We start from the raw sequence: 23,393 nt of genomic DNA on the forward strand, positions 1-23,393 counted from the left end.
ATCCTGATGCTGTCGCTCGCCGTGGCCACCGTGCTGGCCGCCTGCGCCAAGAAGGAAGATGCCGCGCCCGCCGCCGATACCGCCGCCAAGGCGCCGGCCGCGCTGGAACTGAAGCTGGACGAGAGCAGCCTGCCGGGCGTCAACCGTTTCCAGATCGGCGACCTGGATACCACCAAGAACGCCTGCACCGACTTCGCCGGCTACGCGAACGGCACCTGGCTGGCCGCCAATGCGATTCCCAGCGACCGCACCAGCTGGGGCGCGTTCGAGATGCTGGCCGAACGCTCCACCGCCATCCAGAAGCAACTGGCCGAGCAGGCCGCCGCGCACCCGGGCGCGACCGGCGTGGAGAAGATCGTCGGCGACCTGTGGGCGACCGGCATGGATGAGGCCAAGGTCAACGCCCAGGGCATCGAGCCGATCAAACCCATGCTGACGGCCATCGACGGCCTGCAGGACAAGGACGCCATCGTGGCGTACATCAACGAGTCCGCCGCCAAGGGCCAGGCCTTCCTGTTCGGTTTCGGCGCCGAAGCCGACTTCAACAAGCCCGACACCAACATCGCCTACGCGTTCCAGGGCGGCCTGGGGCTGCCGGACAAGAATTTCTACTTCGACGCCGACAAGAAGACCATCCGCGACGAATACGTGAAGCACATCGCCAAGGTCCTGGAGCTGTCCGGGGTGGCCGCGGCTGATGCGCAGAAGCAGGCCGCCGACATCATGGCCTTCGAGACGCGCCTGGCGAAGGTGTCCAAATCCAACGAGGAAATGTCGCGCGACGTATCGCTGTACTACAACCCGGTGACGCTGGCCGATGCGGACAAGCTGACGCCGAACTTCTCGTGGACGAAGTTCTTCGCTTCGCAGGGTGTGGCGCCGCAGGAGAAGTTCTCGCTGGCCGTGCCCGCCTTCCACCAGGAAGTCAGCACGATGCTGGGTGAAACCGACCCCGCCGCGTGGCGCGCCTACCTGCGCTTCCACACCATCGACGGTGCATCGCCGTACCTGAGCGATGCTTTCGCCAACGAGAATTTCAATTTCTACGCCAAGACGCTGCGTGGCCAGAAGGAGATCGAGCCGCGCTGGAAGCGCGTGCTGGGCACCATCGAGAACCAGAGCGGCGAGGCGCTGGGCCAGATGTACGTGAAGGTTGCCTTCTCGCCGGAGTCGAAAGCGAAGATGGAGACGCTGGTGGCCAACCTGGGCACCGCGCTGAAGGCCCGCATCCAGAACCTGGAATGGATGAGCGACGAGACCAAGGCCAAGGCGATGGAAAAGCAGGCCGCGTTCACCACCAAGATCGGCTACCCCGACAAGTGGCGCGACTGGACCGGCCTGTCGACCGGCCGCGACAGCTACATCGGCAACGTGATCTCGGCCATGGCGTTCAACTACAAGTGGAACCTGGGCAAGATCGGCAAGCCGGTGGACCGTACCGAATGGGGCATGCCGCCGCAGATGGTCAACGCGTACTACAACCCGCTGCAGAACGAGATCGTGTTCCCGGCCGCCATCCTGCAGCCACCGTTCTTCGACCCCAATGCACCGGATGAAATGAACTACGGCGGCATCGGCGCGGTGATCGGCCATGAGATGACCCACGGCTACGACGACCAGGGCAGCCGCTTCGGACCGAGCGGCAAGTTCGAGAACTGGTGGAGCCCGGCCGACGCCAAGGGCTTCTCCTCCCGCACCGACAAGCTGATCGCGCAGTTCAATGACTACCGCACCAGCGACGGCCAGAAGATCAACGGCAAGCACACGCTGGGCGAAAACATCGCCGATCTCGGCGGTCTGGCCACGGCCTACGACGCGATGAAGGCGGCGGCCGGCGACACGCCCGACCCGAAGACCGACGGCCTGACGCGCGACCAGCGCTTCTTCCTCAACTGGGCCACCGTGTGGCGCCGCAACTTCACGCCGGAGGAACTCAAGAACCGCATCGCCACCGACGAACACGCCCCGGCGCAGTTCCGCGCGATCGGTGCACCGTCGAACCTGCCGGCGTTCGCGGCGGCGTTCTCCTGCAAGGCGGGTGACGCGATGGTGCGCAGCGGCGACCAGCATGTCGTGATCTGGTAAGTCCCGCGTCAACATGCGATGCACGAAAGGCCCGGCGATGTCCGGGCCTTTCCTTGTGCGCATCTGCGGTTACGGTCCGCCCGACGGTCGGCCGTTCGAGGCTGTTCCGGGCGTCACCCCTGTGCTGGCCACGCATCGAGGGGGCGTTGTACGGCTGTGCTTCCATCCATCGAAGGAGGACTGCCATGACCCGTCTCACCGTGTCGATACTGGGCGCCGCGATCGCCTGCGTCGTGCTGGCCGCGTGCCAGAAACAGGAAACACCGCCTCCTGCGGACGCGCAGGCCACGGCTGAATCCGCCGCCGCCGAACCCGCCGCGCCGCCCGTTGACCTGGAGCAGCTTGCCCAGCGCCTGGTTGCCAGCGCAGCGGTGAAGGAGGGCGACGCCGTCATCATCGTCGGCAGGACCCACGATGCCGAACTGCTGGAAGACATCGCGCTGCAGGTGCGCCGCGCGGGTGCATTCCCGATGATCGAATACACCAGCGACCGGCTCGCCAAGCGGATGTTCTTCGATGTACCGGCGCAGTTCGACACCCAAGCGCCGGCGCTGGACCTGGCGCTGTCCAAGGTCTTCGACGTGGTCATCTCGTTGAGCAACGGCACCTCGGAAAACCTGTTCGAGGGCGCTGACCCGCAGCGCGTGGCGGCGCGCGGCAAGGCCGGGGAAGCCATCGGCCAGGCGTTCATGAAGGAGAACGTGCGCCAGGTGGAGATCGGCAATGGCCTGTATCCCACGCCATGGCGCGCGCAACGGCTGGGCATGTCCGAAACCGAACTGGCCAGGACGTTCTGGGAGGGCGTCAACGTGGATCATGCCGCGCTGCAGACCCGGGGACAGGCGGTGAAAGGCGCGCTGGCCGCCGGCAACGAACTGCATGTCAGCCACCCCAACGGCACCGATTACCGGATGCGGATCCAGGGACGCCCGGTGCTGGTCAGCGACGGCGTCATTTCACCGGAGGACATCCGCAGCGGCGGTCCCGCACTGCAGGTCTTCCTGCCTGCCGGCGAGGTCTACACCACGCCCGTCGCGGGCACCGGCGAAGGCCGCATCGTCGCCACCCGCGATTACTTCCGCGGGCAGGCCATCGATGACCTTGCCGTGACCGTCGCCGGGGGCAAGATCACCGCACTCACCGGGACAGGGCCCGGCTTCGCAGCGCTGAAGGCCGAATTCGATGCCGTGAGCGATGCCCGCAAGAACGAAGTCTCGTTCTTCGACATGGGCATCAATCCGAACGTCAAACTGCCTTCCGGCAGCCAGGTGGGCAACTGGGTGCCGGCCGGCACGGTGACCCTGGGTCTGGGCAACAACCTGTGGGCAGGCGGCGACAACGCCCTCGCCTACGGCATGAACTTCTTCCTGCCCGGCAGCACGGTGACGCTGGACGGCAAGGTCATCGTGGACAAGGGGCAATTGGCGTTGTGACGTCCTGGGTGGGCAGGGGCACGGACGCCCGCCCACCACGGCATGTGCGCTCTGTGACACAGCGCATGAATGCGTCGCCAAGACCGTCGGCAGATGTGGGGAACCGTGACAGGGCAGATGGGGCGCGCTTGCTAGAATCGCCCGACCCCTGAACCCCTGGATTCTCCTGATGCCCAGCCCGCGCCCCGCTCTCGGCCGCCCCACCCTGATCGCCTTCGCCCTCGTCATCGCGCTGGGCGCCCCCCATGCCGAAGCGCAGCGCAAGAAGCGCGCGACCACCCCCGCCGTGAGCGCGCAGTGCACCGACTTCTACACCGCCACCAATGCGGACTGGCTGAAGAACAACAGCCTTCCCGCCGGTGCCGGCAGCGTCAGCGTGCTGGGCGCCTTTCGCGAGCGCACCCTGGAGCAGCAGCGCGCACTGCTGGATGGGGCCATGAAGGCACCGCAGGGCAACGTGCAGAAACTGCTCGGCGACTTCTGGGCCAGCGGCCTGGACGAAGCCGCCGTGGAAGCGGACGGTTCCAGGCCGATCGCGCCGCTGCTTGACCGCATCAACGCCATCAAGAAGCCCAAGGATGTAGCGCCGGCCATCGCCGCGCTGCACCAGGTCGGCGTACCGGTGACCTTCAACTTCAGCCCGGACGTGGACCTGCAGGCGCTGGACCGCCACATCGGCTACTTCATGCAGGGCGGCCTGGGCCTGCCCGACCCTGCCTACTACACCCGCACCGACGCCGACACGCGCGAACTGCTGGGCCGCTACCGCGCCTACGTGAAGCAGATGCTGGCCCTGACCGGCACGCCGGCCAACAAGCTGGATGCCGAGTCCGCGCTGGTCATCGACCTGGAAACCAAACTGGCACAGGTGTCCAAGCCGCTGGTGGACCTGCGCAGTCCGTTCGCCAACTACGCGCCGGTGCCGACCAAGGATCTGGGCAAGCAGTACCGCAACCTGCAACTGGATGCCTTCCTCAAGGTGCAGGGCGTCACCGACGACACCGTGTCCATGGCCGACCCCGCGCTGTTCAAGCGCCTCGATGGCCTCGTCGGCAGCCTGAAACCGGATCAGTGGAAGGCCTACCTGCGCTGGCGCGTGGGTGATGCCATGGCACCCTACCTGGCAAAACCCTTCCGCGATGCCGAATTCGAATTCCGCGGCCGCGTGCTGCGTGGCGAAGCCGCCCCGGCACCGCGCTGGCGCCAAGTGCTGGATGCCGTCAACCTCGCCGCCGGCCCGATGCTGGGCAAGGAATACGCCGAGCGCTACGTGCCCAACGAGCACAAGCGCCGGGCAGAGCAGATCGCCGGACAGGTGCGCGACGCACTGGGCCGCGGCATCGAACGCAACACCTGGCTGAGCGAGGCCGCAAAGGCCGAAGCCAAGGCCAAGCTCGACAAGCTGAAGATCGAAGTCGGCACGCCCAAACGCGACCTGGACTACAGCGTGCAGCCGATGGGCCGTGGCAGTTTCGGCGGCAACATGCTGATCGCGTCCACCTGGCGCCACCGCGAGGAAATGAAGCGCATCGGCAAGGGCAACGCCGACCGTCGCTGGGACGTGCTGCCGCAGCAGCCCGCGCTGGCCTACGACCTGGCCCAGAATCGCTTGATCGTGACGGCCGCCGTGCTGCAGGAAGAGATCTTCGACGCGAAGCAACCGGCTGCCGTGCAGTACGGTGCGTTCGGCGCACTGGTCGGCCACGAGCTGAGCCGCGGTTTCGATGGCAAGGGTCGCATGGTCGATGCCAAGGGCCAGCTGCGCGACTGGTGGAGTGCAGCCGATGTTGCCGCATGGAGTGCATTGGGCAGCAAGGTGGCAACGCAGTACGGCGCTTACGCATACCCGGGGCTGAAGAACGTCAAGGTCAACGGCACGCTGACCCAGGACGAGAACCTGGCCGACCTGGCCGGTGTGGAACTGGCGTGGGACGCGTTCACCACCGCCGAACCGCAGGCCAATGCCGCCGCCAGGCAATCGTTCTACAAGGCATGGGCCACGCTGTGGGCGCAGAACCTGTCCGAAACCGAAGCCGCCCAGCGCGCCGCCGTGGACGTGCATGCACCGGGCCAGTGGCGCGCCAACGGTCCGCTCACCCAGCAACCGGCCTTCGCCCAGGCCTTCACCTGCAAGGCGGGCCAGCCGATGCAGGCGAAGGAAGCGGACCAGGTCCGGATCTGGCGCTGAGCGTCGGGCGGGCGGCATCACACCGCCGTCCGCCCTCCCCGGCGTCTATTCAACGTCGGAACGAAGCGCCTTCGCTCGATCCGTACGTCAGCGTTACCCGGGTCAGCAGCGGCTGCTGTCCATCGAACGGTTCGAATACATACCTGCGCACGCAAGACTTGAGCAATTCTGCAGCGTCCATGTTGGGGACAAAATTCTCGACCAAGATCCGGCTCACCACACCGGAAGGTTGCACCTCCAGCACATAGGATGCGGTCGCTGCACCGATACGATCCAGCGGCCGGATCAGGCATTCACCGGGCTCGACGACCACACGCGGCGCGGCACCCAAATCAATTCCTCCTCGGGTTCGGCCACCGATCAACGGCGCTACTCGCTCCTCCGTACTGGCGAGATATGCCGTGAGATCCTCTGATACCCGCCGCCGCGGAAGAACAGGCTTCTGCCAACGCCACACCACTTCGGCGCGATTGAGCAGGTGCCCGCTGTACGCCGATCTGTCGAACTGCATCATCCTGCCATCGCTTGACTGAGGCATGCGGATGTTCTTGACGTAGTACAAATAGACTTGGGTCCATTTCATGGATTCGCGATACTGGCCGTGCACCATCTCCATTTCGGCCAAGTCCGCATAAGCCTGCAGATGACCTGCCTCTGCCATCGCCAAGATCAGCTGGCGCGCCCTGTCCAGGTCGCGGGGCAACAGGTTGCCGGGCATGTCCGGACCGAACCGGTACAACAGCCCCACCGTGTAGCCGTACTCGGGGCACTCTTTGGCCCCTTCCAGCTTCAGATAGGCCTGGAGCGCGCGTTCACGACGGTCGACCGGCGCCTGAGCATCCAAGAGATCCGGCAGCGCTCCATATGGCAGTGAGTCATACGCCTGGTCGCAACCCACGACGCGGGGCATAGGTTGCGGCTCAATCGCCTCCTGCGGCTGCGCCATGCCGACGCTCGACAACGACAAGGCCAGCAAGAAGGCGGTGGTTCTGAATTTCCCCACGGATGATCCCCCAATTTTCGTTTCATCATCCCTTTGGCTACTTCACGACGCGCATCCGCGGCGGACCCCGGCGGCGTCCACCGAACGGTGGCTGGCCGCGCCAGTAGCGGATCATCAACCACCCGAACAGCATGCCGCCGAGATGCGCGAAATGCGCCACGCCGGGCTGCAAGCCGGTGAAGCCGAGCACCAGGGCGAGGACCGCGTAGAAGATCACCAGCGTGCGTGCCTTGATCTCCATCGGCAACGGAAACACGATCATCCGCTGATTGGGGAACAACATGCCGTAACCCAGCAGCAGACCGAACACGCCACCGGATGCACCGACCGTGGCGTATGGCAGCGCGCCGGCGGACACCATCCACCATCCCACGATCAGCTGCAGCAGGCCTGCACCCACGATGCACACCAGGAAATAGGTCAGGAACCGCTTGGGGCCCCATGTCTGTTCCAGCGACGAACCGAACATGTACAGCGCCAGCATGTTGAACAGCAGGTGCGTCAGGCCGCTGGTGTCGTGAAGGAATCCGTACGTCAGCAACTGCCATGGCATGAAGCCATGGCCCACCGGCCACAACGCGAACCATGCCTGGAACGCATTGCCCAGCATGAGCTGCAGGAGGTAGACGCCGACATTGGCAATCAGCAGGTTTCGGGTGACGGGAAGCAAACGGGGAAACATGGCGGGCCTCGGGACTGTCGCGTCACATCATAATCGGCGGCGCGTCACCGTGCGCCAGGCCCCCACAGGGCGGCATCGAGGTCGTCTTCCCTGCGCGGGCGTTTCACGCGCCCGTTCTCCACCTTCACACCTTCCGCGCGCAGGCGCTGGCTCTGTTCGCGGAACGCCTTCGAGCCATCAGGGAACGCGATGCGCCCATCCGACCGCAGCACGCGGTGCCACGGCAGCGTGGCATCGTCGTTCTGGCTGAGGATGCGCGCGGCGAGCCGTGCACGGCCAGGCAATCCCGCGCGGTGCGCCACTTCCCCATAGCCTGCCACCTGTCCGCGCGGAATGGCGCGAATGACGGCCAGAATGCGATCTTCGGGAGACTTGGCGCTCATGGCGGATTAGCATAGCGGCATCGGCAACACGGGAGTACACCATGCAGAACTTCGAACAGGTGCGCGGCTACCTGCATTCCTCCGGCTACAAGGTGGCGATGCACGACGCCTACGTGGCCTGCGTGGAACTGTCGCTGGACAACGGCAAGCGCCACCAGTCCATCTTCCTTTCGGAACTGGGCAACGACGACGAGCGCGGCTACCTGCGCGTGAGCACGGTGATCGCACCGATGACCGGCATCGACGCCAAGCGCGCGCTCAAGTTCAACTGGCAGAGCAGCGTGGGCTACCTGGCCATCGGCGAGCTCGACGGCGTGCCCTACCTGCAGCTGTGCGAGAACCGTCCCTACGAAAGCCTCAACCCGGCGGAAGTGGACCGGCTGGTGCTGGAGATCGGCGGCCTGGGCGACAGCATGGAGCGTGCCCTGTCGGCAGAGGGCGACCTGCTCTGAGGGCTCACCTCATCGGATAAAGAAAAACGCCGGGCAGTGCCCGGCGTTTTTCGTTCCCGAGCATGCGCGGGAGCATCACGCCCAGCCGATCGCTTCCAGCAGGCGCAGCAGGCCGTAGGCGATACCGCCGGCCGCCGGGATGGTCAGCACCCACGCCCACAGGATGCGTTCGATCACGCTGAATTTCAGCGCACGCGGATTCTTGGCGAAGCCCACGCCCATGATGGCGGTCGAGATGCTGTGCGTGGTGGACACGGGCATGCCGAAGTGCGCGGCCACGGTCAGGATGGTGGCCGAGCTGGTTTCCGCTGCGAAGCCGTTGATGGGATGCAGCTTCACCATCTTGTGGCCCAGCGTCTTGATGATCTTCCAGCCACCGGACGCCGTGCCCAGCGCCATGACAATGGCGCAGGTGATCACGATCCACATCGCGATGTCCTGCTCGCCGGCCGCACCCGGGTGCAGGAACGCCAGCCAGCCCGGCAGGTCGTCCAGCGCACCACTGGCTTCGGCGCCGAACAGCGTCAGCGCGATGATGCCCATGGTCTTCTGCGCGTCGTTGTGGCCGTGCGCGTAGCCCATGTAGGCCGCCGACAGGATCTGCGCCTTGCCGAAGAACCTGTTGACGAAGTGCGGGCGCGCCAGTCGCCCCAGCCAGCCACCGGCACGCGACAGCAACGCGATCAGGCCCCACAGCGCCACCATCACCAGGATGCCGAGCAGGAAGCCTGCCACCGGCGAGGTGACCATCGGCAGCACCACCTTCCACAGGATGCCCTTGTTCTTGGTCCAGTCGCCCACCGTCTCGGACCAGATAAGTGCCGCCCAGTCGTTGTGGGCGGCCGCCAGCGCGGCGCCGCACAGGCCACCGATCAGCGCGTGCGACGAGGATGACGGCAGCCCCTTCCACCACGTGATCAGGTTCCACACGATGCCGCCCAGTAGCGCGCACAGGATCACCTGCGACGTCACCTGCACCACGTCGGTGTTCACCAGGCCGGAGGCGATCGTCTTGGCCACTGCGGTGCCCATCAACGCGCCGACCAGGTTCATGCCCGCCGCCAGCATCACCGCCTGCCCCGGCGACAGCACCTTGGTGGCGACCACGGTGGCGATGGAATTGGCGGTGTCGTGGAAACCGTTGATGAACTCGAAGACGAGCGCGGCGAAGATCACCACCAGCACAAGGGTAAGCATGATGGAGACCCGTCAGCTGTTCTTGAGGACGATCTGGTACGCCACCACGCCGGCCTCGCGGCAGCGGTCGATGGCCTTCTCCAGGATCTCGAAGAACTCCTTCAACAGGAACATCTGCAGGTGGTCCAGCCGGCCGGAGTAGATGTCGCGGTACAGCTCCAGCATCAGCCGGTCGGCCTCGTTCTCGATCGCGCGCAGTTTCTCGTTGAGCGAGGTCATGCGATCGATGTTCATCTTCTTGATTTCGTGGACCATGTCGACCACCACGCTGGCCGCCTGCTCCAGCATCGCCGCGCGCGGCGCGAAGTCGATGCCGTCCAGGTGCTGGAGAGCCAGCGAATAGCGGTCGGCGAACTTCTCGACCTGCTTGGGGATCTTGTACAACGCCGAGCCCAGTGCCTCGATGTCCTCGCGCTCGATCGGCGTGATGAAGCTGTCCACCAGCGCCTTGCCGATCTTGTCCGAGGCCGCGCGCTCGCGCAGGCGCGCCAGTTTGAAGGCATCGAGCGCCGGCTGGCGGTCGGTGGCCTTCATCATGGTGTGCAGGGCCTTGGTGCTGTCGTGGGCGGCTTGGGCGGCCTCGTCCAACAGCGTGTAGAACTGCTGGCCGGAGCCGAAGATCGTCTGGAGGGAGAACATCGGGCGGTCCCACCGTCACGGGATGGACGGCTTCAAGGGACGGAATTATGACCGTTTCATGACTTCCCGCGACAGCCCGGCGGCGCAAAGGCCGGGACACGGGGCGTGGATTGGCCGAATGCCTCGTTCAGGTTCACGCCTCGGCCCACCGGCCGTTTGCTAAACTCGCCTCGCGCCTCCGGGTGCACCCTATGGACGACGACCCTACTTCCCCCCACTGTCTCCCGCGACAGATCCCGCCCGCCCCGCCGGCCCTCCCCGCCCTGAACGGAGGTTGCCGTGCTTGAGCTGCTCGTCGTATTCGCCTTGGTCCTGCTGAACGGCTTCTTCGCCATGTCCGAGATGTCGGTCATGACCTCGCGCAAGAGTCGCCTCAAACAGATGGCGCAGACCAGCCACCGCGCCCAGCGCGCGCTGGACCTGTCCGAGAAGCCCGAGAACTTCCTGTCCACGGTGCAGATCGGCATCACGCTGATCGGCGTGCTGACCGGCCTGTTCGGTGGCGAAGCCATCGGCATGGCCATCGCCGACCGGCTACAGGGCGTATTTCCATCACTGGCGGCCAGTTTCACCCTTGTGGGTGAGCCACAACCCTGGTCGGAGCTGATCGGCAAGACGCTTGCCGTCGCCTTGATCACGTTCCTCACATTGATCTTCGGCGAACTGGTACCCAAGCGTCTTGCGATCACGGCGCCGGAAACGATTGCCGGTGTCGTCGCGGTGCCGATGGGCTGGCTGGCGAAAGCCGCCTTCCCCTTTGTCTGGCTGCTCTCCCACAGCACCCGCCTGGTGTTGCGCCTGCTGGGTCTGGGCAAGGACCAGGTCTCCACCATCAGCGAGGAAGAAATCCGCATGCTGGTGTCCGAAGGTCACGAGGCCGGCGTGATCGACGTCGACGAGCGCAACATGATGAACCGCGTACTGCGCCTCGGCGACCGCACCGCCGACAGCCTGATGACGCCGCGCAAGAAGATCACCTGGCTGGATGCGTCAGCATCTTACGAGGAGAACCTGCAGACGATGCACGAGTCCGCGTTCTCGCGTTTCCCCGTGTATCGCAGCAACGATCAGGACGTTATCGGCGTGCTGGAAGTGAAGTCGCTGCTGGACCGTTTCGGTATCGACAAGCCCGATCTTTTCATCAAGCTGCGCGAGCCGCTGTTCGTCTCAGAATCAACCCATGCGATGAAGTTGCTGGAGATCTTTCGAGAAGAGCAGCAGTCGCTGGCGCTGGTCGTGGACGAATACGGCGAGATCCAGGGTCTGGTCACCCAGAGCGACCTGATGGGTGCCGTGGTCGGCCGCCTGCAGGCCAGCGAGAACACCGAGGATGCGCCCTTGGTGGTGGTGCGCGACGATGGTTCGCTGCTGGTGGATGGCTCGCTGCCGAACGATGACCTGCGTGAGCTGCTCGGCGGCGTGGCGTTGCCGGACGACGACGAATACAACACCCTGGCCGGCATGATGATCGAACGCTTCGGCCGCATCCCGCATGTCGGCGAACGGCTGGACTGGGCGGGCTGGCGTTTCGAGGTCGTGGACCTGGACGGCGCCCGCATCGACAAGCTGCTGCTGCAGAAGCTGCCGGAAACCGACGGCGAAGACCTGGCCGTCTGACATGAGCCCCGATGCGACACCCCACACGAGCACGGTGACGCTGCTCGACGGCTTCGCCACCGGCGATCCCGACGATGTGCTGCGCCTGGGCGACCTGTTGAAGGACTTCGGCCCGGCCGCCTTCGGCATGCTGCTGTTCCTCGGCGTGCTCCCCGCCTTCATCCCGGTCCCGGGCGTGGGCGGCGCCATCGGTGGCCCGATGGTGATCCTGGTGGGTGCGCAACTGCTGCTGGGCATGCGCAAGCTGTGGTTGCCGCAGTTCCTGGCCCGCCGCGGCCCGCATCGCAGCGCGATGATGCGTTTCCGCCAACGCATGGCACCCTGGCTGCGCCGTCTGGAGAAACTGGTACGCCCGCGCATGGCCGCGTTCCTGGACAACCGCATCGCGCTCAGCTTCACCGGCCTGCTGCTGATCCTGTTGGGCCTGCTGCTCGCACTGCCGATCCCGTTCACCAACTACGTGTTCGGCATCCTGCTGCTGCTGTTCGCACTGGCACTGCTGGAACGCGATGGTGCGCTGCTGCTGGTGGCGTGGGTGGCGGGCGGCATCGCCATCGTGGTCTTCGGCTTCCTGTCCGGCAACCTGGTCGAATCGCTGACACAGCTGTTCGCGCGCTGGTTCTGACGCTGCCTGCTTCTGTAGGAGCGACGTAAGTCGCGACCGGAGCAATCAAACTGTCTTAGAAAAAAGAGCGCGCCGCGAAGGTCGGGCAACGCATCAGCGCGTCATGTCATGGCGCACGGCCGCGACTCACGTCGCTCCTGCAACAGCGCCCTCTTTCAAGCCACGAGTTGCGCGAATTCGGCTGCGGTGACGGGGTACCCCAGCCAGTAGCCCTGCGCCAGGTCGCAGCCGCGCTCGCGCAGCAGGTTGAACTGGCCTTCCTTCTCCACGCCCTCCGCTACCACGGTGATGCCGAGCGAATGCGCCATCGCGATGATGGCCGTGGTCAGCGCAAGGTCGTCGGGGTCGCGCAGCATGTCGGCGATGAAGCTGCGGTCGATCTTCACGCCGTCCACCGGCACGCGGCGCAGATGGCTCAGGCCGGAAAAACCGGTACCGAAATCGTCCAGCCAGACTTTCACGCCGGTGCGATGCAACGTGGCCAGCAGCGCGCTGGCGTGTGCCTCGTCGCTGATGACGGCGGTCTCGGTGAGCTCGAGGTGCAACCGCGATGCCGCCAGTCCGGTATCGCGCAGGCACTCGGCCACGACGTCCGGCAGGTCGCCGCTGCGCAGTTGGCGCGGCGACACGTTGACCGAGACGAACAGCGGATCCAGCGCATCGCGATCGGTACCCCAGCGCGCGGCGGCCGCGCAGGCGGCCCGCAGGACGCGCGGACCGATGCTCTCGATCAGCCCACTCTGCTCGGCCACGTCGATGAAGACCGATGGCGCCACCATGCCCAGCTCCGGGTGCTGCCAGCGCAGCAGCGCCTCCGCGCCGACGATGCGGCTGTCGGCCATGCGGAACACCGGCTGGTACATCAGGCTCAGTTCGCCACGCTCCCACGCGCCGCGCAGTTCCTGCTCCATCCGCACGCGACGCTCCACGGCCTGGTCCATCGCGCGGCTGTAGAAGCGGTAGCAGTTCTTGCCTGCCACCTTGGCCTGGTACATCGCGATGTCGCCGTTCTTCATCAGGGCGGTCGCACCGGATGCATCTTCCGGGAACAGGGTGATGCCGATGGACGTGCCCAGGAAAACCTGGCGGTCCTGCACCACGATGGGACGGCCCAGTTCGGCCACCAGTTTCTCCGCCAGACGCGTGGCGCTGCTGCGCACATCGCCGTCCTGGATCAGGATGACGAACTCGTCGCCGCCGAAGCGCGCCAGCAACGCGTCATCCCCGCCCATCAGGTCCACCGCATCGCGTATGCGGTGCGCGAACTGCTGCAGCACTTCGTCGCCGGCCTCATGGCCCAGCGTGTCGTTGACGCGCTTGAAGTCGTCGATGTCGGCGAACAGCAACGCCAGCTGGCGGCCCGCGCCGCGCAGCATCATCAGGCGGTGGTCCAGGCTTTCGCGGAACGCCAGCCGGTTGGTCAGCCCGGTCAGCGAGTCGGTGTACGCCATGCGGCGCACGTCGCGGTCATGCCGCGCGATGCTGTCGCTCATGGTGCCGAATGCACGCACCAGTTCGCCGACTTCGTCCTGGCGTTCGCTGGCCATGCGCTCGCCGTTGTAGTTACCCACTTCGATGTCGTGCGCCGCACGCGCCAGTTGCCGGACCGGCCGGATCAGCGTGCGCTGCACGTACAGCATGATCGCCACGCAGGCAGCGACCAGCGCGGCCAGCAGCAAGGCGATCCAGCCGAGGTGGCGCGCGCCGAGTTCGTTGAGGCGGGCCCGCGCGGCCGCGATGGCCTTCTCCTCGTACGCCCGCACGGAGGCGACCGAGTAACCGACGCGTACCCCGCCGATGCGTTCGCTGCCGATCATGATGGGTTCGGACACGTCCACGATCTGCGCCGACCACTGCGTGTGCATGCTGCGGGCGTTGACGGCCTCATAGGCCAGCGGGTCGGTCATCGTCTGTCCGTAGACGGCGATGTCCGCCGTTCCGTCGTGGATGATCCTGCCCTGGTTGTCGTACACCAGCACGTAGCTCACGTCCGGTTCTTTCTGCGCCGAACGCACGATGCTGCCGATCGCGTCCAGGTCGAAGTAGTACAGCGGATTGGCCAGTGCATCCCCAAGCTGGTCCACCGTGGCCTCGCCATGCCGGCGCAGGCTGTCCTCGACCATGCCGTGCATGGCGTCGCGCCCGAGGTCGGCGACTTCCTGCTGCATCACCTTCTGGCGGTGCAGCAGCGTCGCGAGCAGGGCGATGACCACGACCAGCATGATCGCCATCGCGGCCAGGAAGCGCGCCTGCAGGCCGAAGCGCAGCGCCTTCACTCCACCTGCTCCCTGACGCGGGCGACGCCACGGCGCAGGTTGTCCAGCGCCTGCTGCGATGCCGGATCCACCGGCAGGAACCGGGTGGTGCGGAAAAAGACGTTGAGCGCGTCGCGGGCAGCGGGATCGTTCGCCGCCTCCAGCAGCACCTCGCGCAGGCGTGCTTCCACCGCAGGGTCGAGGTCGCCGCGCACCATCTCGAGTGCGCGCGGGAAATCCTGGGTTTCGTGGATCACGCGGAAGTCGCGCCGGAAGCCCGGCGGCATGCGCCGCACATCGTCCCAGTCGAGGTTGCTGACCACGCCCGCATCGACCAGGCGCTTGTGCACCCAGGCCGCGATATTGAGCTCTGAGCGCGCGAAGACATAGCCCACCGAATCCGCAGAGGGGCGGTCCATCGGCGAGAGCAGGATCTCCATCCGCTGGCCTGCATCCAGCAGGGCCACGGAGGGTGCGAAATAGGCGCTGGTCGAGGCGGTGTTCTGGAAGGCCACCGTACGGCCCTTGAGATCGGCCAGCCGCTCCAGCCCGCTGTCGCGGCGGACGAAGAACACGCCGTGGTAGCGGCTCACGCCCCCGCGTTCGGTCAGCAGCATCGGGCGCGCACCTGCACGCTCCTGCAGCCGCATGCCGGTGCCGGCCGTCTCGGTGACCCAGTCCACCCGGCCACGACGCAGGTAGCTGGTCATCTGCTGGGTATCCCGCGCCATCAGGATGCGACCTTCGGTGATGCCCACGTCACGCATCCGCGGCACCACGTAGTCGAGCAGCGGCTTGAGCTGCTCGTAGTGGGCCTTCGGGTCGTCGCTGATGCGTCCCAGAACCAGGACGCGTTCGTCACCGGCGGCGCTGGCCGGCGCGACGCTTGCGGGTAGCAGTGCTGCGCCGATCGCGGCCAGCGCCAGGCTGAACCAGGTTGTACGCAACGATAGGCGCCCGCCGAAACGATGGCGGCAGCCTAGCGGAAAACGTGACCTTAAGACAGTGATCCGGCGCCACCACTGCCCGCCAGCCGGGCCATGCGCTGCGCATCGGCCAGGATGCCCCGCAGCAGGCGTACCTCCTGCTCGTTCAGATCGGCCTTGTTGAACAGCCGCCGCAGCTTGCGCATGGCCGAATCCGGCGTGCGCCCCTTGTGGAAATCGATCGCATCCAGCGTCTCGCCCAACTGGAGGAAGAAGCCCTCCATGTGCGCGTGGCTGGCGGGCGCTTCATCGGGCGGCACGACCACGGCATCCGCCACCTGCGTGCGCTCCAGCAGCGCGAGCCTCAGCTCGTAGGCCAGGACCTGCACGGCCGCGGCCAGGTTGAGCGAGCTGTACTCGGGATTGGCCGGGATGTGCACCGCCGCATGGCAGAGCTGCAGTTCCTCGTTGCTCAGCCCGGTGCGCTCCCGGCCGAACACCAGGGCCACCTCGCCACCCGTCGCGGCACGCCCGACCGCGAGGGCAGCCGCCTGCCGTGGCGCATGTTCTTCCAGTTGCACGCGACGGCTGCGGGCGGTGCAGCCGAGCACCAGCTGGCAGTCGGCCACGGCGTCGGCCAGCGTGGCGACCACGGTGGCATCGGCCAGCAGGTCGTCCGCCCCGGCCGCGCGCCGGTACGCCTCTTCCGCGGGGTAGTTCTCGGGCGCCACCAGCACCAGCCGCGCCAGGCCCATGGTCTTCAGCGCGCGGGCGGCCGCGCCGATGTTGCCGGGGTGCTGGGTGCCCACCAGCACGACGCGCAGGCGGGCGGAGGCGGCCAGGGAAACGGGATCGGTGAAGGAAACGGGCGTGTTCATGGGGGCAAATGGTAAACTGCGCGGGCCGGTCTCCGCGCCGTGCTGCTCTTTTCCACTTGTTCGCCCCACCCCACGCCTGTCCGAGGTTCGTTCGCATGCAGAAGCCCGTCGTCACCGTCATGACCAAGGCAGCCCGCCTGGCAGGCAACGTGCTGTTGCGCAGCATCAACAAGCTGGATGCGCTGAACGTGGTGCAGAAGGAGCGGATGGACTACGCGAGCGAAGTGGACGCCGATGCCGAGAAGGTCATCATCAAGGAACTGCGCCGCGCCTATCCGGACTACGGGTTCGTGGGCGAGGAAAGCGGCGCCCAGATCAACGGCCGCTACACCTTCGTGATCGACCCGCTGGACGGCACCAGCAACTACCTGCGCGGCTTCCCGCACTACTGCGTGTCCATCGCCCTGGTGGACAACGGCGAGCCGACCGACGCGGTGATCTTCGACCCGCTGCGCAACGACCTGTTCACCGCCAGCCGCGGCGCCGGCGCGCAGCTCAACGAGCGTCGCATCCGCGTGGCCGACCGCAAGGAACTGGCCGGCACCGTCATCACCACCGGCTTCCCGCCGCGCGAACGTACCCGTGCCGGCGCCCAGCTGGAGTGCGTCCGCGAACTGCTGGTGCACGCCGAGGACATCCGTCGCACCGGCTCGGCCGCGCTCGACCTGGCCTACGTTGCCTGTGGTCGTGCCGATGCCTACTTCGAAGCCGGCGTGAAGGACTGGGACATCGCCGCCGGCGTGCTGCTGGTCCGCGAAGCCGGCGGCAAGGTCTGCGACTTCCGTGGCGCCGCCCTGGGCAAGATCGACGGCCGCACCGCCCTCCCCCGCCAGATCGTGGCCGGCAACCTCAAGGTCGCCGAAGCGCTGCAGAAGACCATCGTGTCGTCGGGTTACGCGGCGGCATTCAACGCGTGACGCCCGATGGGCGGGCTGTCGTAGGAGCGACGTAAGTCGCGACTGCGCATCCAGGGCCTCAGGGACACCCGCTACACGCGCCGATCCCAGCCGGTCGCGTCTCACCGATCCATCCGATGGTCCAGCCGTGCGGTCGCGACTGACGTCGCTCCTACACAAGACAACGCCACGAAAAAGGCCGCGCAATGCGCGGCCTTTTTCTTTGGGAAACCGCGCTGCTTACGGACGACGCGCCAGCAGCGCCTCGTCCTTGGCCTTGGGCATCAGGTCCTGCTTGGTGACCGTCAGGAAGCCGATGGTCAGCAGCGGACAGGCCACGAAGATCGACGAGATGGTACCCAGCACTATGCCGATCATCTGCGACAGCGCCATGCCTTCCAGCGAACCGCCGCCATACAGGTACAGCGCGAACACGGTCAGGAACGCGACGAACGAGGTGATGATCGTGCGCGACAGCGTCTGGTTGATCGAACGGTTCAGGATCTCCATCGGCTCGGCGCGCAGGTTGCGGAAATTCTCGCGCACACGGTCGAACACCACGATCTTGTCGTTGATCGAGAAGCCCATCACCGACAGCAGGCCGGCCAGGATGGTCAGGTCGAACTCGATGCCGCTGAAGGCGAAGAAGCCGGCCACGATCAGCACGTCCGCCAGGGTCGTGACGATGGCGGAGACGGCGAACTTCCACTCGAAGCGCACGGCGATGTAGATCAGGAAACCCACCACCACGAACAGCAGCGTGTACAGGCCGTTGAGCGCGAGTTCCTTGCCGACCTGCGGGCCGACGAACTCGCTGCGCATCACCGTCGCCGTATTGCCTTCACTGGAAGCCAGGCGCAGCACATCCTGCGCGGTGCGGTCGCTGGCTTCGGCGCCGGCCGCCGTGCCGGCGTCCTCGCGCGGCTGCAGGCGCACCAGCAGGTCGCTGCCGGTACCGAACGTCTGCACCTGGGCGCTGCCGTAACCGCCGGCTTCCAGGCGCTCGCGCACGCTGTCCACGTTGGGCGGGGTCTGGAAGCGCAGTTCGACCACCGTGCCACCGGTGAAATCCAGCGCGAAGTTGAAGCTCTTGAACGCGATGGCGCCGATCGCGGCGATTACCAGCAGCGCGGCGATGCCGATGGACACCCAGCGCACGCGCATGAAGTTGAAGTTGGTGGTGTGCGGGATCAGCCGCAACGGGAAAAGGCTCATCTTCTGTCTCCCGTCAGATGGCGATGGACTTGATCTTGCGGCGGCCGCCGTAGATCAGGGTGGCGATGCCGCGCGACACGGTGACCGCGGTGAACACGGACGTCAGGATGCCGATGACCATCGTCACGGCGAAGCCCTTGAGCGGGCCGGTGCCGAAGGCATACAGCGCCACGCCCGCCAGCAGCGCGGTCATGTTGGAGTCGAAGATGGTGCCCGACGCCTTGTCGTAACCGGTCGCGATGGCGGCCTGAGGTGGCACGCCCGCCCGCAACTCCTCGCGTATGCGTTCGTTGATCAGCACGTTGGCGTCCACCGACATGCCGATGGTCAGCGCCAGGCCGGCGAAGCCGGGCAGCGTCATGGTGGCACCGAACAGCGACATCACCGCCACCACCATCACCAGGTTGAGCAGTAGCGCGATGCAGGTGATCAGGCCGAACATGCGGTAGTACACCAGGAAGAACGCCAGCGCGAACACGAAGGAGAACACCACCGCCTTGGTACCGCGGGCGACGTTCTCGGCGCCCAGGCTGGGGCCGACCACGCGCTCCTCGATGAAGTCCATCGGCGCGGCCAGCGAGCCGGCGCGCAGCAGCTTGGCCAGGTTGTCGGCCTCGGTCTTCTCCAGGCCGGTGGTCTGGAAATTCTTGCCGAACACGCCGGCGATGCGGGTCGGCGCCAGCGCTTCCTCGCGCACGCGAACGCTGCGCACTTCCTTGCCGTCGACCATGGTCACGGTCGGCACGCGTTCGATGTACACCACCGACATCAGCTTGCCCACGTTGGCGCTGGTGTAGTCGAACATGCGCTGGCCGGCGATGTTGTTGAGGGTCACGTCCACGGCCGGCAGGCCGTTGTTGTCCACGCCCACGCGGGCGTTGACCATTTCGTCACCGGACGCCAGCACGCGCTTGTTCAACAGCACCGGACCGGCGTTGTCGCGCAGCTGGTAGACCTTGGCCTCCGGCGGGATGCGGCCGCTGGCCACAGCGTCGGCGGCATTGCCTTCCACCACGGCGCGGAATTCCAGCGTCGCGGTCGCGCCGATCAGGCGCTTGGCCTCGGCCGTATCCTGCACGCCGGGCAGCTGCACGACCACGCGGTCGTTGCCCTGGCGCTGGATGATGGGTTCGGACACGCCGATCTCGTTGATGCGGTTGCGCAGCGTGGTCAGGTTCTGCTCGATCGCTTCGCTGGCGATCTGCTCCAGCTCCGCCTGCGGCAGGCCGATGGTGATCTGGTTGCCGGCGGCCTGGTAGGTCAGGCCCGAACCCGTGGCCAGCGTGCCGCCCGTGTTGCCGCGTGAGCTCAGGGTCTGCGCCAGCGCCTGCTGCGCGGCGGCAACGTCTTCGCCATCTGCCAGCGTCACCACGATGCTGTTGTCGGGGCGACGTTCGACCGCCGTGTAGCGGACGCGCTTGTCGCGCAGGGTGACGCGGGTGTCTTCCAGATAGCCGTCGACGCGCTTGTCCAGCGCCGCCTTCTGGTCGACCTGGAGCACGAAGTGCACGCCGCCCTGCAGGTCCAGGCCCTGCACCATCGGACGCGCACCGACATTGCCCAACCAGTCCGGCACGGTGGAAGCCAGGCTCAGCGCGACCAGGTAGTCCTGGCCCAGCGCCTCGCGCAACGCGTCGTTGGCCGTGGTCTGTGCCTCCAGGCTGAGCAGGCGCACGAGCATGCTGGCGGCCTCGGTATCGACCTCCTTGGCCTGCACGCCCGCATCCTTCAACGCGGCATCCACGCGGCTGCGCAGCGCGGCGTCGATGGCGAAACCGCGATTGGCGGTGATCTGCACGGAGGGATCCTGCGGATACAGGTTGGGCAGCGCATACAGTGCGCTCGCCAACACGACGATCAGGATCAGGACGTATTTCCAGCGAGGGAATTCAAGCATCGTGGCGACCCGCGCAGGCCCTTCCCGGGCACGCGCTCAGCAATGGTTCGGAAACAGCGGGAATCCGTCCTGCCGCATGCACGGCAGGGCGGAGGAGGCGGATCAGGCGGACTTCAGCGTGCCCTTCGGCAGCACGTTGCCCACGGCGGCCTTCTGCACGCGCACGCGCACGTTGTCGGCCACTTCCAGGGTGACGAAGTTGTCGCCGATGTCGGTGACGGTGCCGGCGATGCCGCCGGACGTGATGACCTCGTCGCCCTTGGACAGCTTGTCCAGCATCGAGCGGTGTTCCTTCGCGCGCTTCATCTGCGGGCGGATCATCAGGAAGTACATGACGGCGATCAGGGCGATCGGCATCAGCAGGCCGAAGCCGCCCATGCCCTGCGGGGCCGGCGCGGCCTGCGCGAACGCGGGGGCAATGAAGAAATCAAGCAGATTCATGGACTTGTCCATTCAGTATTAAAAGCAGCCGGGGATTATGCCATGCGCGGCAGGGGGCCGCCCGGGCTACCCGCTGGCCCGGACCGGAAAAGACCGCGGCGGCGCCGGATGGTTCCCGGCCGAGGGCGAAAACCGCCCCGCGCCGGGGCGCCATGGAGCCGCCAGCGGTGCCCTCGCCTCCTACAGGGGCATGGGTTCCGCGCCCCGGGCCGCGTAGAAGGCGGCCCGGAAATCCGAAAACCGGCCTTCCGCAATGGCCGCACGCATCTGCGCCATCACCTGCTGGTAGTACCAGAGGTTGTGCAGCGTGCCCAGCATGGGGGCCAGCATTTCGTTGCAGCGGTCCAGGTGGCGCAGGTAGCTGCGGGTGAACCCGTTGCGGCAGGCATAGCAGCCGCACCCCGGTTCGATCGGCTGCAGATCGTGCTCGTACTTGGCGTTGCGGATGCGGACCGTGCCGAACGCGGTGAAGTAGTGGCCATTGCGTGCGTTGCGGGTCGGCATGACGCAGTCGAACATGTCCACGCCGCGTGCCACCGCTTCCACCAGGTCTTCCGGCCGGCCCACGCCCATCAGATAGCGCGGCTGGTCCTCCGGCAACTGCGGGCAGGTGTGTTCGAGCGTCGTGTTGCGTTCCTGCTCGGTCTCGCCGACCGCGAGGCCGCCGATCGCGTAGCCGTCGAAGCCGATCGCCTTCAGGCCGTCCGCCGAGCGCGAACGCAGGTCGTGGTGCACGCCGCCCTGCACGATGCCGAACAGCGCCGCGTCGTTGCCTTCGTGCGCGCGCTTCGAGCGCTCCGCCCAGCGCAGCGACAGCTCCATCGATCGCTCGATGACGCGCGGGTCCACCGGCTTGCCATCCACGTTCACCGGCGGGCACTCGTCGAAGATCATCACGATGTCCGAACCCAGCACACGCTGGATGTTCATGCTCTCCTCGGGGCCGAGGAACACCTTGCTGCCATCCACCGGCGACGCGAACGTCACGCCCTGCTCGGTGATCTTGCGCCGGTGCGCCAGCGAGAACACCTGGAAACCGCCGGAGTCGGTGAGGATCGGCTTGTTCCAGCGGGCGAACCCGTGCAGGCCGCCATGCGCGCCGATCACGTCCAGCCCCGGCCGCAGGTACAGATGGAAGGTGTTGCCGAGGATGATCTCGGCGCCCAGGTCCTCCACGTGTTCGGGCAGGATGCCCTTCACCGACCCGTAGGTGCCCACCGGCATGAAGGCCGGCGTCTCGATCGTGCCGCGCGGGAAAGTCACGCGGCCGCGGCGGGCGGCACCATCGGTGGTGAGCAGGTCGAAGGACATACGGCTCATGCGGACACCATGCCGCGCGCCCGATCTCCGTCATTCCGGCGGAAGCCGGAATCTATTTTGCTGTTGGTGTTGCGGTCGGAAGCCAGAATGAAAATGGTTGACCCGTCATTCGGCGGTTGAAAGCCCGGCGTTCGCCGGAATGACGGCACGATTTCTGACGCGGCATGAGCACGACTCATCTGGCGTCCTCCGGGAACAACAGCATCGCGTCTCCATACGAAAAGAACCGGTATTGCTCGCGCACCGCATGGGCGTAGGCGGCGAATACCCGCTCCTTGCCGGCGAACGCGCTGACCAGCATCAACAGCGTGCTCTCCGGCAGGTGGAAGTTGGTGACCATCGCGTCCACGCTGCGGATGCGGTAGCCGGGGAAGATGAAGATCTGCGTCTCGCCCGCGAACGGCTGCAGTTCGGCGTCGCCGGCTTCCGTACGGCGTGTCGCCGACTCCAGCGCGCGCACGACAGTGGTGCCCACGGCAATGACGCGCCCGCCCCGGGCACGCGCCGCGCGCACCTGTTCGACCAGCGCCGGGCCGACATTGAGCCACTCGCTGTGCATGCGATGCTCGTGGATGTTGTCCACGCGCACCGGCTGGAAGGTGCCCGCGCCCACATGCAGCGTCACGTGGCCGAATTCCACCCCACGCTCGCGCAGCGCGGACAGCAGCGCATCATCGAAATGCAGGCCAGCGGTCGGTGCCGCCACTGCGCCCAGTTCCTGCGCAAAGACCGTCTGATAGCGCTCGTCGTCGTCCTTGCCGGGATCGCGCTGGATGTAGGGCGGCAACGGCAGCCGCCCGGCCGACAGCAGCCAGCTTTCCAGCGAATCCGGCACCTGGAAGCGCAACTGGTAGAACTCGCCGTCACGACCCACCACGTCCGCCTCGCCACCGGCGTCCAACTGGATGCGGCTGCCCGGCTTGGGCGATTTGCTGGCGCCGATCTGCGCACGCGCGGCGTTGTCCGGCAGCAGGCGCTCGATCAGGATTTCCACGCGCCCGCCGCTTTCCTTCTGCCCGAACAGGCGCGCGGGAATCACGCGGGTGTCGTTGAACACCAGCAGATCGCCGGGCTGTACCCATTCCGGCAGGTCGCGCACATGGCGATCGGCGAACGGCACGTCACCCGGCGGCACCACGAGCAGCCGGCTCGCGGAACGCTCGGCCAGCGGCGCCTGCGCGATCAGCGCATCGGGCAGGTCGAAGTGGAAATCGGACTTCTTCACGGTTGGGGCCTTGCGGGGGCGTGCATTGTACGTGAG

At 66.5% G+C, this 23,393-nt stretch carries 20 protein-coding genes; 7 read left to right on the plus strand and 13 right to left on the minus strand.

Annotation, left to right across the window (positions count from 1 at the left end):
• Positions 1–3: 3 nt before the first annotated feature.
• From ACIPRS_RS03560 to ACIPRS_RS03570, 3 genes are all read left to right on the plus strand, one after another.
• A complete protein-coding gene (locus ACIPRS_RS03560; protein WP_446537998.1) occupies positions 4–2,085 on the plus strand; it encodes a M13 family metallopeptidase in 2,082 nt (693 codons plus the stop codon).
• A 185-nt stretch (positions 2,086–2,270) separates the two neighbouring features.
• Positions 2,271–3,518, plus strand: a complete 1,248-nt coding sequence (locus ACIPRS_RS03565) for an aminopeptidase (protein ID WP_446537530.1) — start codon at positions 2,271–2,273, stop codon at positions 3,516–3,518.
• 169 nt (positions 3,519–3,687) lie between these two features.
• Positions 3,688–5,706, plus strand: coding sequence for a M13 family metallopeptidase (locus ACIPRS_RS03570; RefSeq protein WP_446537531.1), 2,019 nt, complete (start codon positions 3,688–3,690; stop codon positions 5,704–5,706).
• A 49-nt stretch (positions 5,707–5,755) separates the two neighbouring features.
• Here the strand turns inward: ACIPRS_RS03570 and ACIPRS_RS03575 are convergent, their stop codons facing one another.
• From ACIPRS_RS03575 to ACIPRS_RS03585, 3 genes are read right to left on the minus strand one after another with little or no spacing between them, the layout of a single operon-like run.
• Positions 5,756–6,709, minus strand: coding sequence for a hypothetical protein (locus tag ACIPRS_RS03575; RefSeq protein WP_337730324.1), 954 nt, complete (start codon positions 6,707–6,709; stop codon positions 5,756–5,758).
• 37 nt (positions 6,710–6,746) lie between these two features.
• Positions 6,747–7,391: a rhomboid family intramembrane serine protease gene (locus tag ACIPRS_RS03580; protein ID WP_446537532.1), complete on the minus strand. Its 645-nt coding sequence runs from the start codon at positions 7,389–7,391 to the stop codon at positions 6,747–6,749.
• 44 nt (positions 7,392–7,435) lie between these two features.
• Positions 7,436–7,774 carry an MGMT family protein gene (locus ACIPRS_RS03585; protein WP_337730326.1) on the minus strand — a complete coding sequence of 113 codons (339 nt, stop codon included), beginning with the start codon at positions 7,772–7,774 and terminating at the stop codon, positions 7,436–7,438.
• Between the two features lie 41 nt (positions 7,775–7,815).
• On the opposite strand from ACIPRS_RS03585, the gene ACIPRS_RS03590 reads away from it, so the two are divergent.
• The gene (locus ACIPRS_RS03590) at positions 7,816–8,226 is read left to right on the plus strand and encodes a hypothetical protein (protein ID WP_192200534.1); all 411 of its coding nucleotides are present in this window, start codon (positions 7,816–7,818) and stop codon (positions 8,224–8,226) included.
• A 75-nt stretch (positions 8,227–8,301) separates the two neighbouring features.
• Here ACIPRS_RS03590 and ACIPRS_RS03595 read toward each other — a convergent pair whose 3' ends face one another.
• Positions 8,302–9,423, minus strand: a complete 1,122-nt coding sequence (locus tag ACIPRS_RS03595; RefSeq protein ID WP_142123757.1) for an inorganic phosphate transporter — start codon at positions 9,421–9,423, stop codon at positions 8,302–8,304.
• A 12-nt stretch (positions 9,424–9,435) separates the two neighbouring features.
• Positions 9,436–10,062, minus strand: a complete 627-nt coding sequence (locus ACIPRS_RS03600; RefSeq protein ID WP_267791932.1) for a DUF47 domain-containing protein — start codon at positions 10,060–10,062, stop codon at positions 9,436–9,438.
• A 279-nt stretch (positions 10,063–10,341) separates the two neighbouring features.
• On the opposite strand from ACIPRS_RS03600, the gene ACIPRS_RS03605 reads away from it, so the two are divergent.
• Together ACIPRS_RS03605 and ACIPRS_RS03610 are read left to right on the plus strand one after the other, a co-directional pair.
• Entirely contained in the window at positions 10,342–11,679 is a 1,338-nt protein-coding gene (locus ACIPRS_RS03605) for a hemolysin family protein (RefSeq protein WP_446537533.1), read from the plus strand.
• Between the two features lies 1 nt (position 11,680).
• A complete protein-coding gene (locus tag ACIPRS_RS03610) occupies positions 11,681–12,304 on the plus strand; it encodes an exopolysaccharide biosynthesis protein (RefSeq protein WP_192201255.1) in 624 nt (207 codons plus the stop codon).
• 155 nt (positions 12,305–12,459) lie between these two features.
• On the opposite strand, the gene ACIPRS_RS03615 is transcribed toward ACIPRS_RS03610, so the two are convergent.
• Genes ACIPRS_RS03615 through ACIPRS_RS03625 form a run of 3 tightly spaced genes read right to left on the minus strand, consistent with a single transcriptional unit; the run spans position 12,460 to position 16,363 of the window.
• Positions 12,460–14,580: a putative bifunctional diguanylate cyclase/phosphodiesterase gene (locus ACIPRS_RS03615; protein WP_446537534.1), complete on the minus strand. Its 2,121-nt coding sequence runs from the start codon at positions 14,578–14,580 to the stop codon at positions 12,460–12,462.
• A complete protein-coding gene (locus ACIPRS_RS03620) occupies positions 14,577–15,506 on the minus strand; it encodes a phosphate/phosphite/phosphonate ABC transporter substrate-binding protein (RefSeq protein ID WP_446537535.1) in 930 nt (309 codons plus the stop codon). Before ACIPRS_RS03620 ends, ACIPRS_RS03615 begins: the two co-directional genes overlap by 4 nt.
• Positions 15,507–15,556: 50 nt before the next feature.
• On the minus strand, positions 15,557–16,363 hold the full coding sequence (locus ACIPRS_RS03625; protein WP_446537536.1) for an RNA methyltransferase: 807 nt from the start codon (positions 16,361–16,363) through the stop codon (positions 15,557–15,559).
• Positions 16,364–16,458: 95 nt separating this feature from the next.
• On the opposite strand from ACIPRS_RS03625, the gene ACIPRS_RS03630 reads away from it, so the two are divergent.
• Positions 16,459–17,280, plus strand: coding sequence for an inositol monophosphatase family protein (locus tag ACIPRS_RS03630; protein ID WP_446537537.1), 822 nt, complete (start codon positions 16,459–16,461; stop codon positions 17,278–17,280).
• 219 nt (positions 17,281–17,499) lie between these two features.
• Here the strand turns inward: ACIPRS_RS03630 and secF are convergent, their stop codons facing one another.
• The 5 genes from secF to queA all read right to left on the minus strand — a co-directional run bounded on the left by secF (position 17,500) and on the right by queA (position 23,357).
• The gene (gene secF / locus ACIPRS_RS03635; RefSeq protein WP_446537538.1) at positions 17,500–18,474 is read right to left on the minus strand and encodes a protein translocase subunit SecF; all 975 of its coding nucleotides are present in this window, start codon (positions 18,472–18,474) and stop codon (positions 17,500–17,502) included.
• A 13-nt stretch (positions 18,475–18,487) separates the two neighbouring features.
• Positions 18,488–20,371 carry a protein translocase subunit SecD gene (secD, locus tag ACIPRS_RS03640; protein WP_446537539.1) on the minus strand — a complete coding sequence of 628 codons (1,884 nt, stop codon included), beginning with the start codon at positions 20,369–20,371 and terminating at the stop codon, positions 18,488–18,490.
• A 102-nt stretch (positions 20,372–20,473) separates the two neighbouring features.
• The gene (gene yajC / locus ACIPRS_RS03645; RefSeq protein WP_192200526.1) at positions 20,474–20,812 is read right to left on the minus strand and encodes a preprotein translocase subunit YajC; all 339 of its coding nucleotides are present in this window, start codon (positions 20,810–20,812) and stop codon (positions 20,474–20,476) included.
• A 180-nt stretch (positions 20,813–20,992) separates the two neighbouring features.
• The gene (tgt, locus tag ACIPRS_RS03650) at positions 20,993–22,132 is read right to left on the minus strand and encodes a tRNA guanosine(34) transglycosylase Tgt (RefSeq protein ID WP_446537540.1); all 1,140 of its coding nucleotides are present in this window, start codon (positions 22,130–22,132) and stop codon (positions 20,993–20,995) included.
• 175 nt (positions 22,133–22,307) lie between these two features.
• Complete coding sequence (queA, locus tag ACIPRS_RS03655) at positions 22,308–23,357, minus strand: tRNA preQ1(34) S-adenosylmethionine ribosyltransferase-isomerase QueA (RefSeq protein ID WP_446537541.1); 1,050 nt, start codon at positions 23,355–23,357, stop codon at positions 22,308–22,310.
• Positions 23,358–23,393 lie beyond the last annotated feature (36 nt).

Source organism: Pseudoxanthomonas sp. LARHCG66 (genome assembly GCF_052871755.1).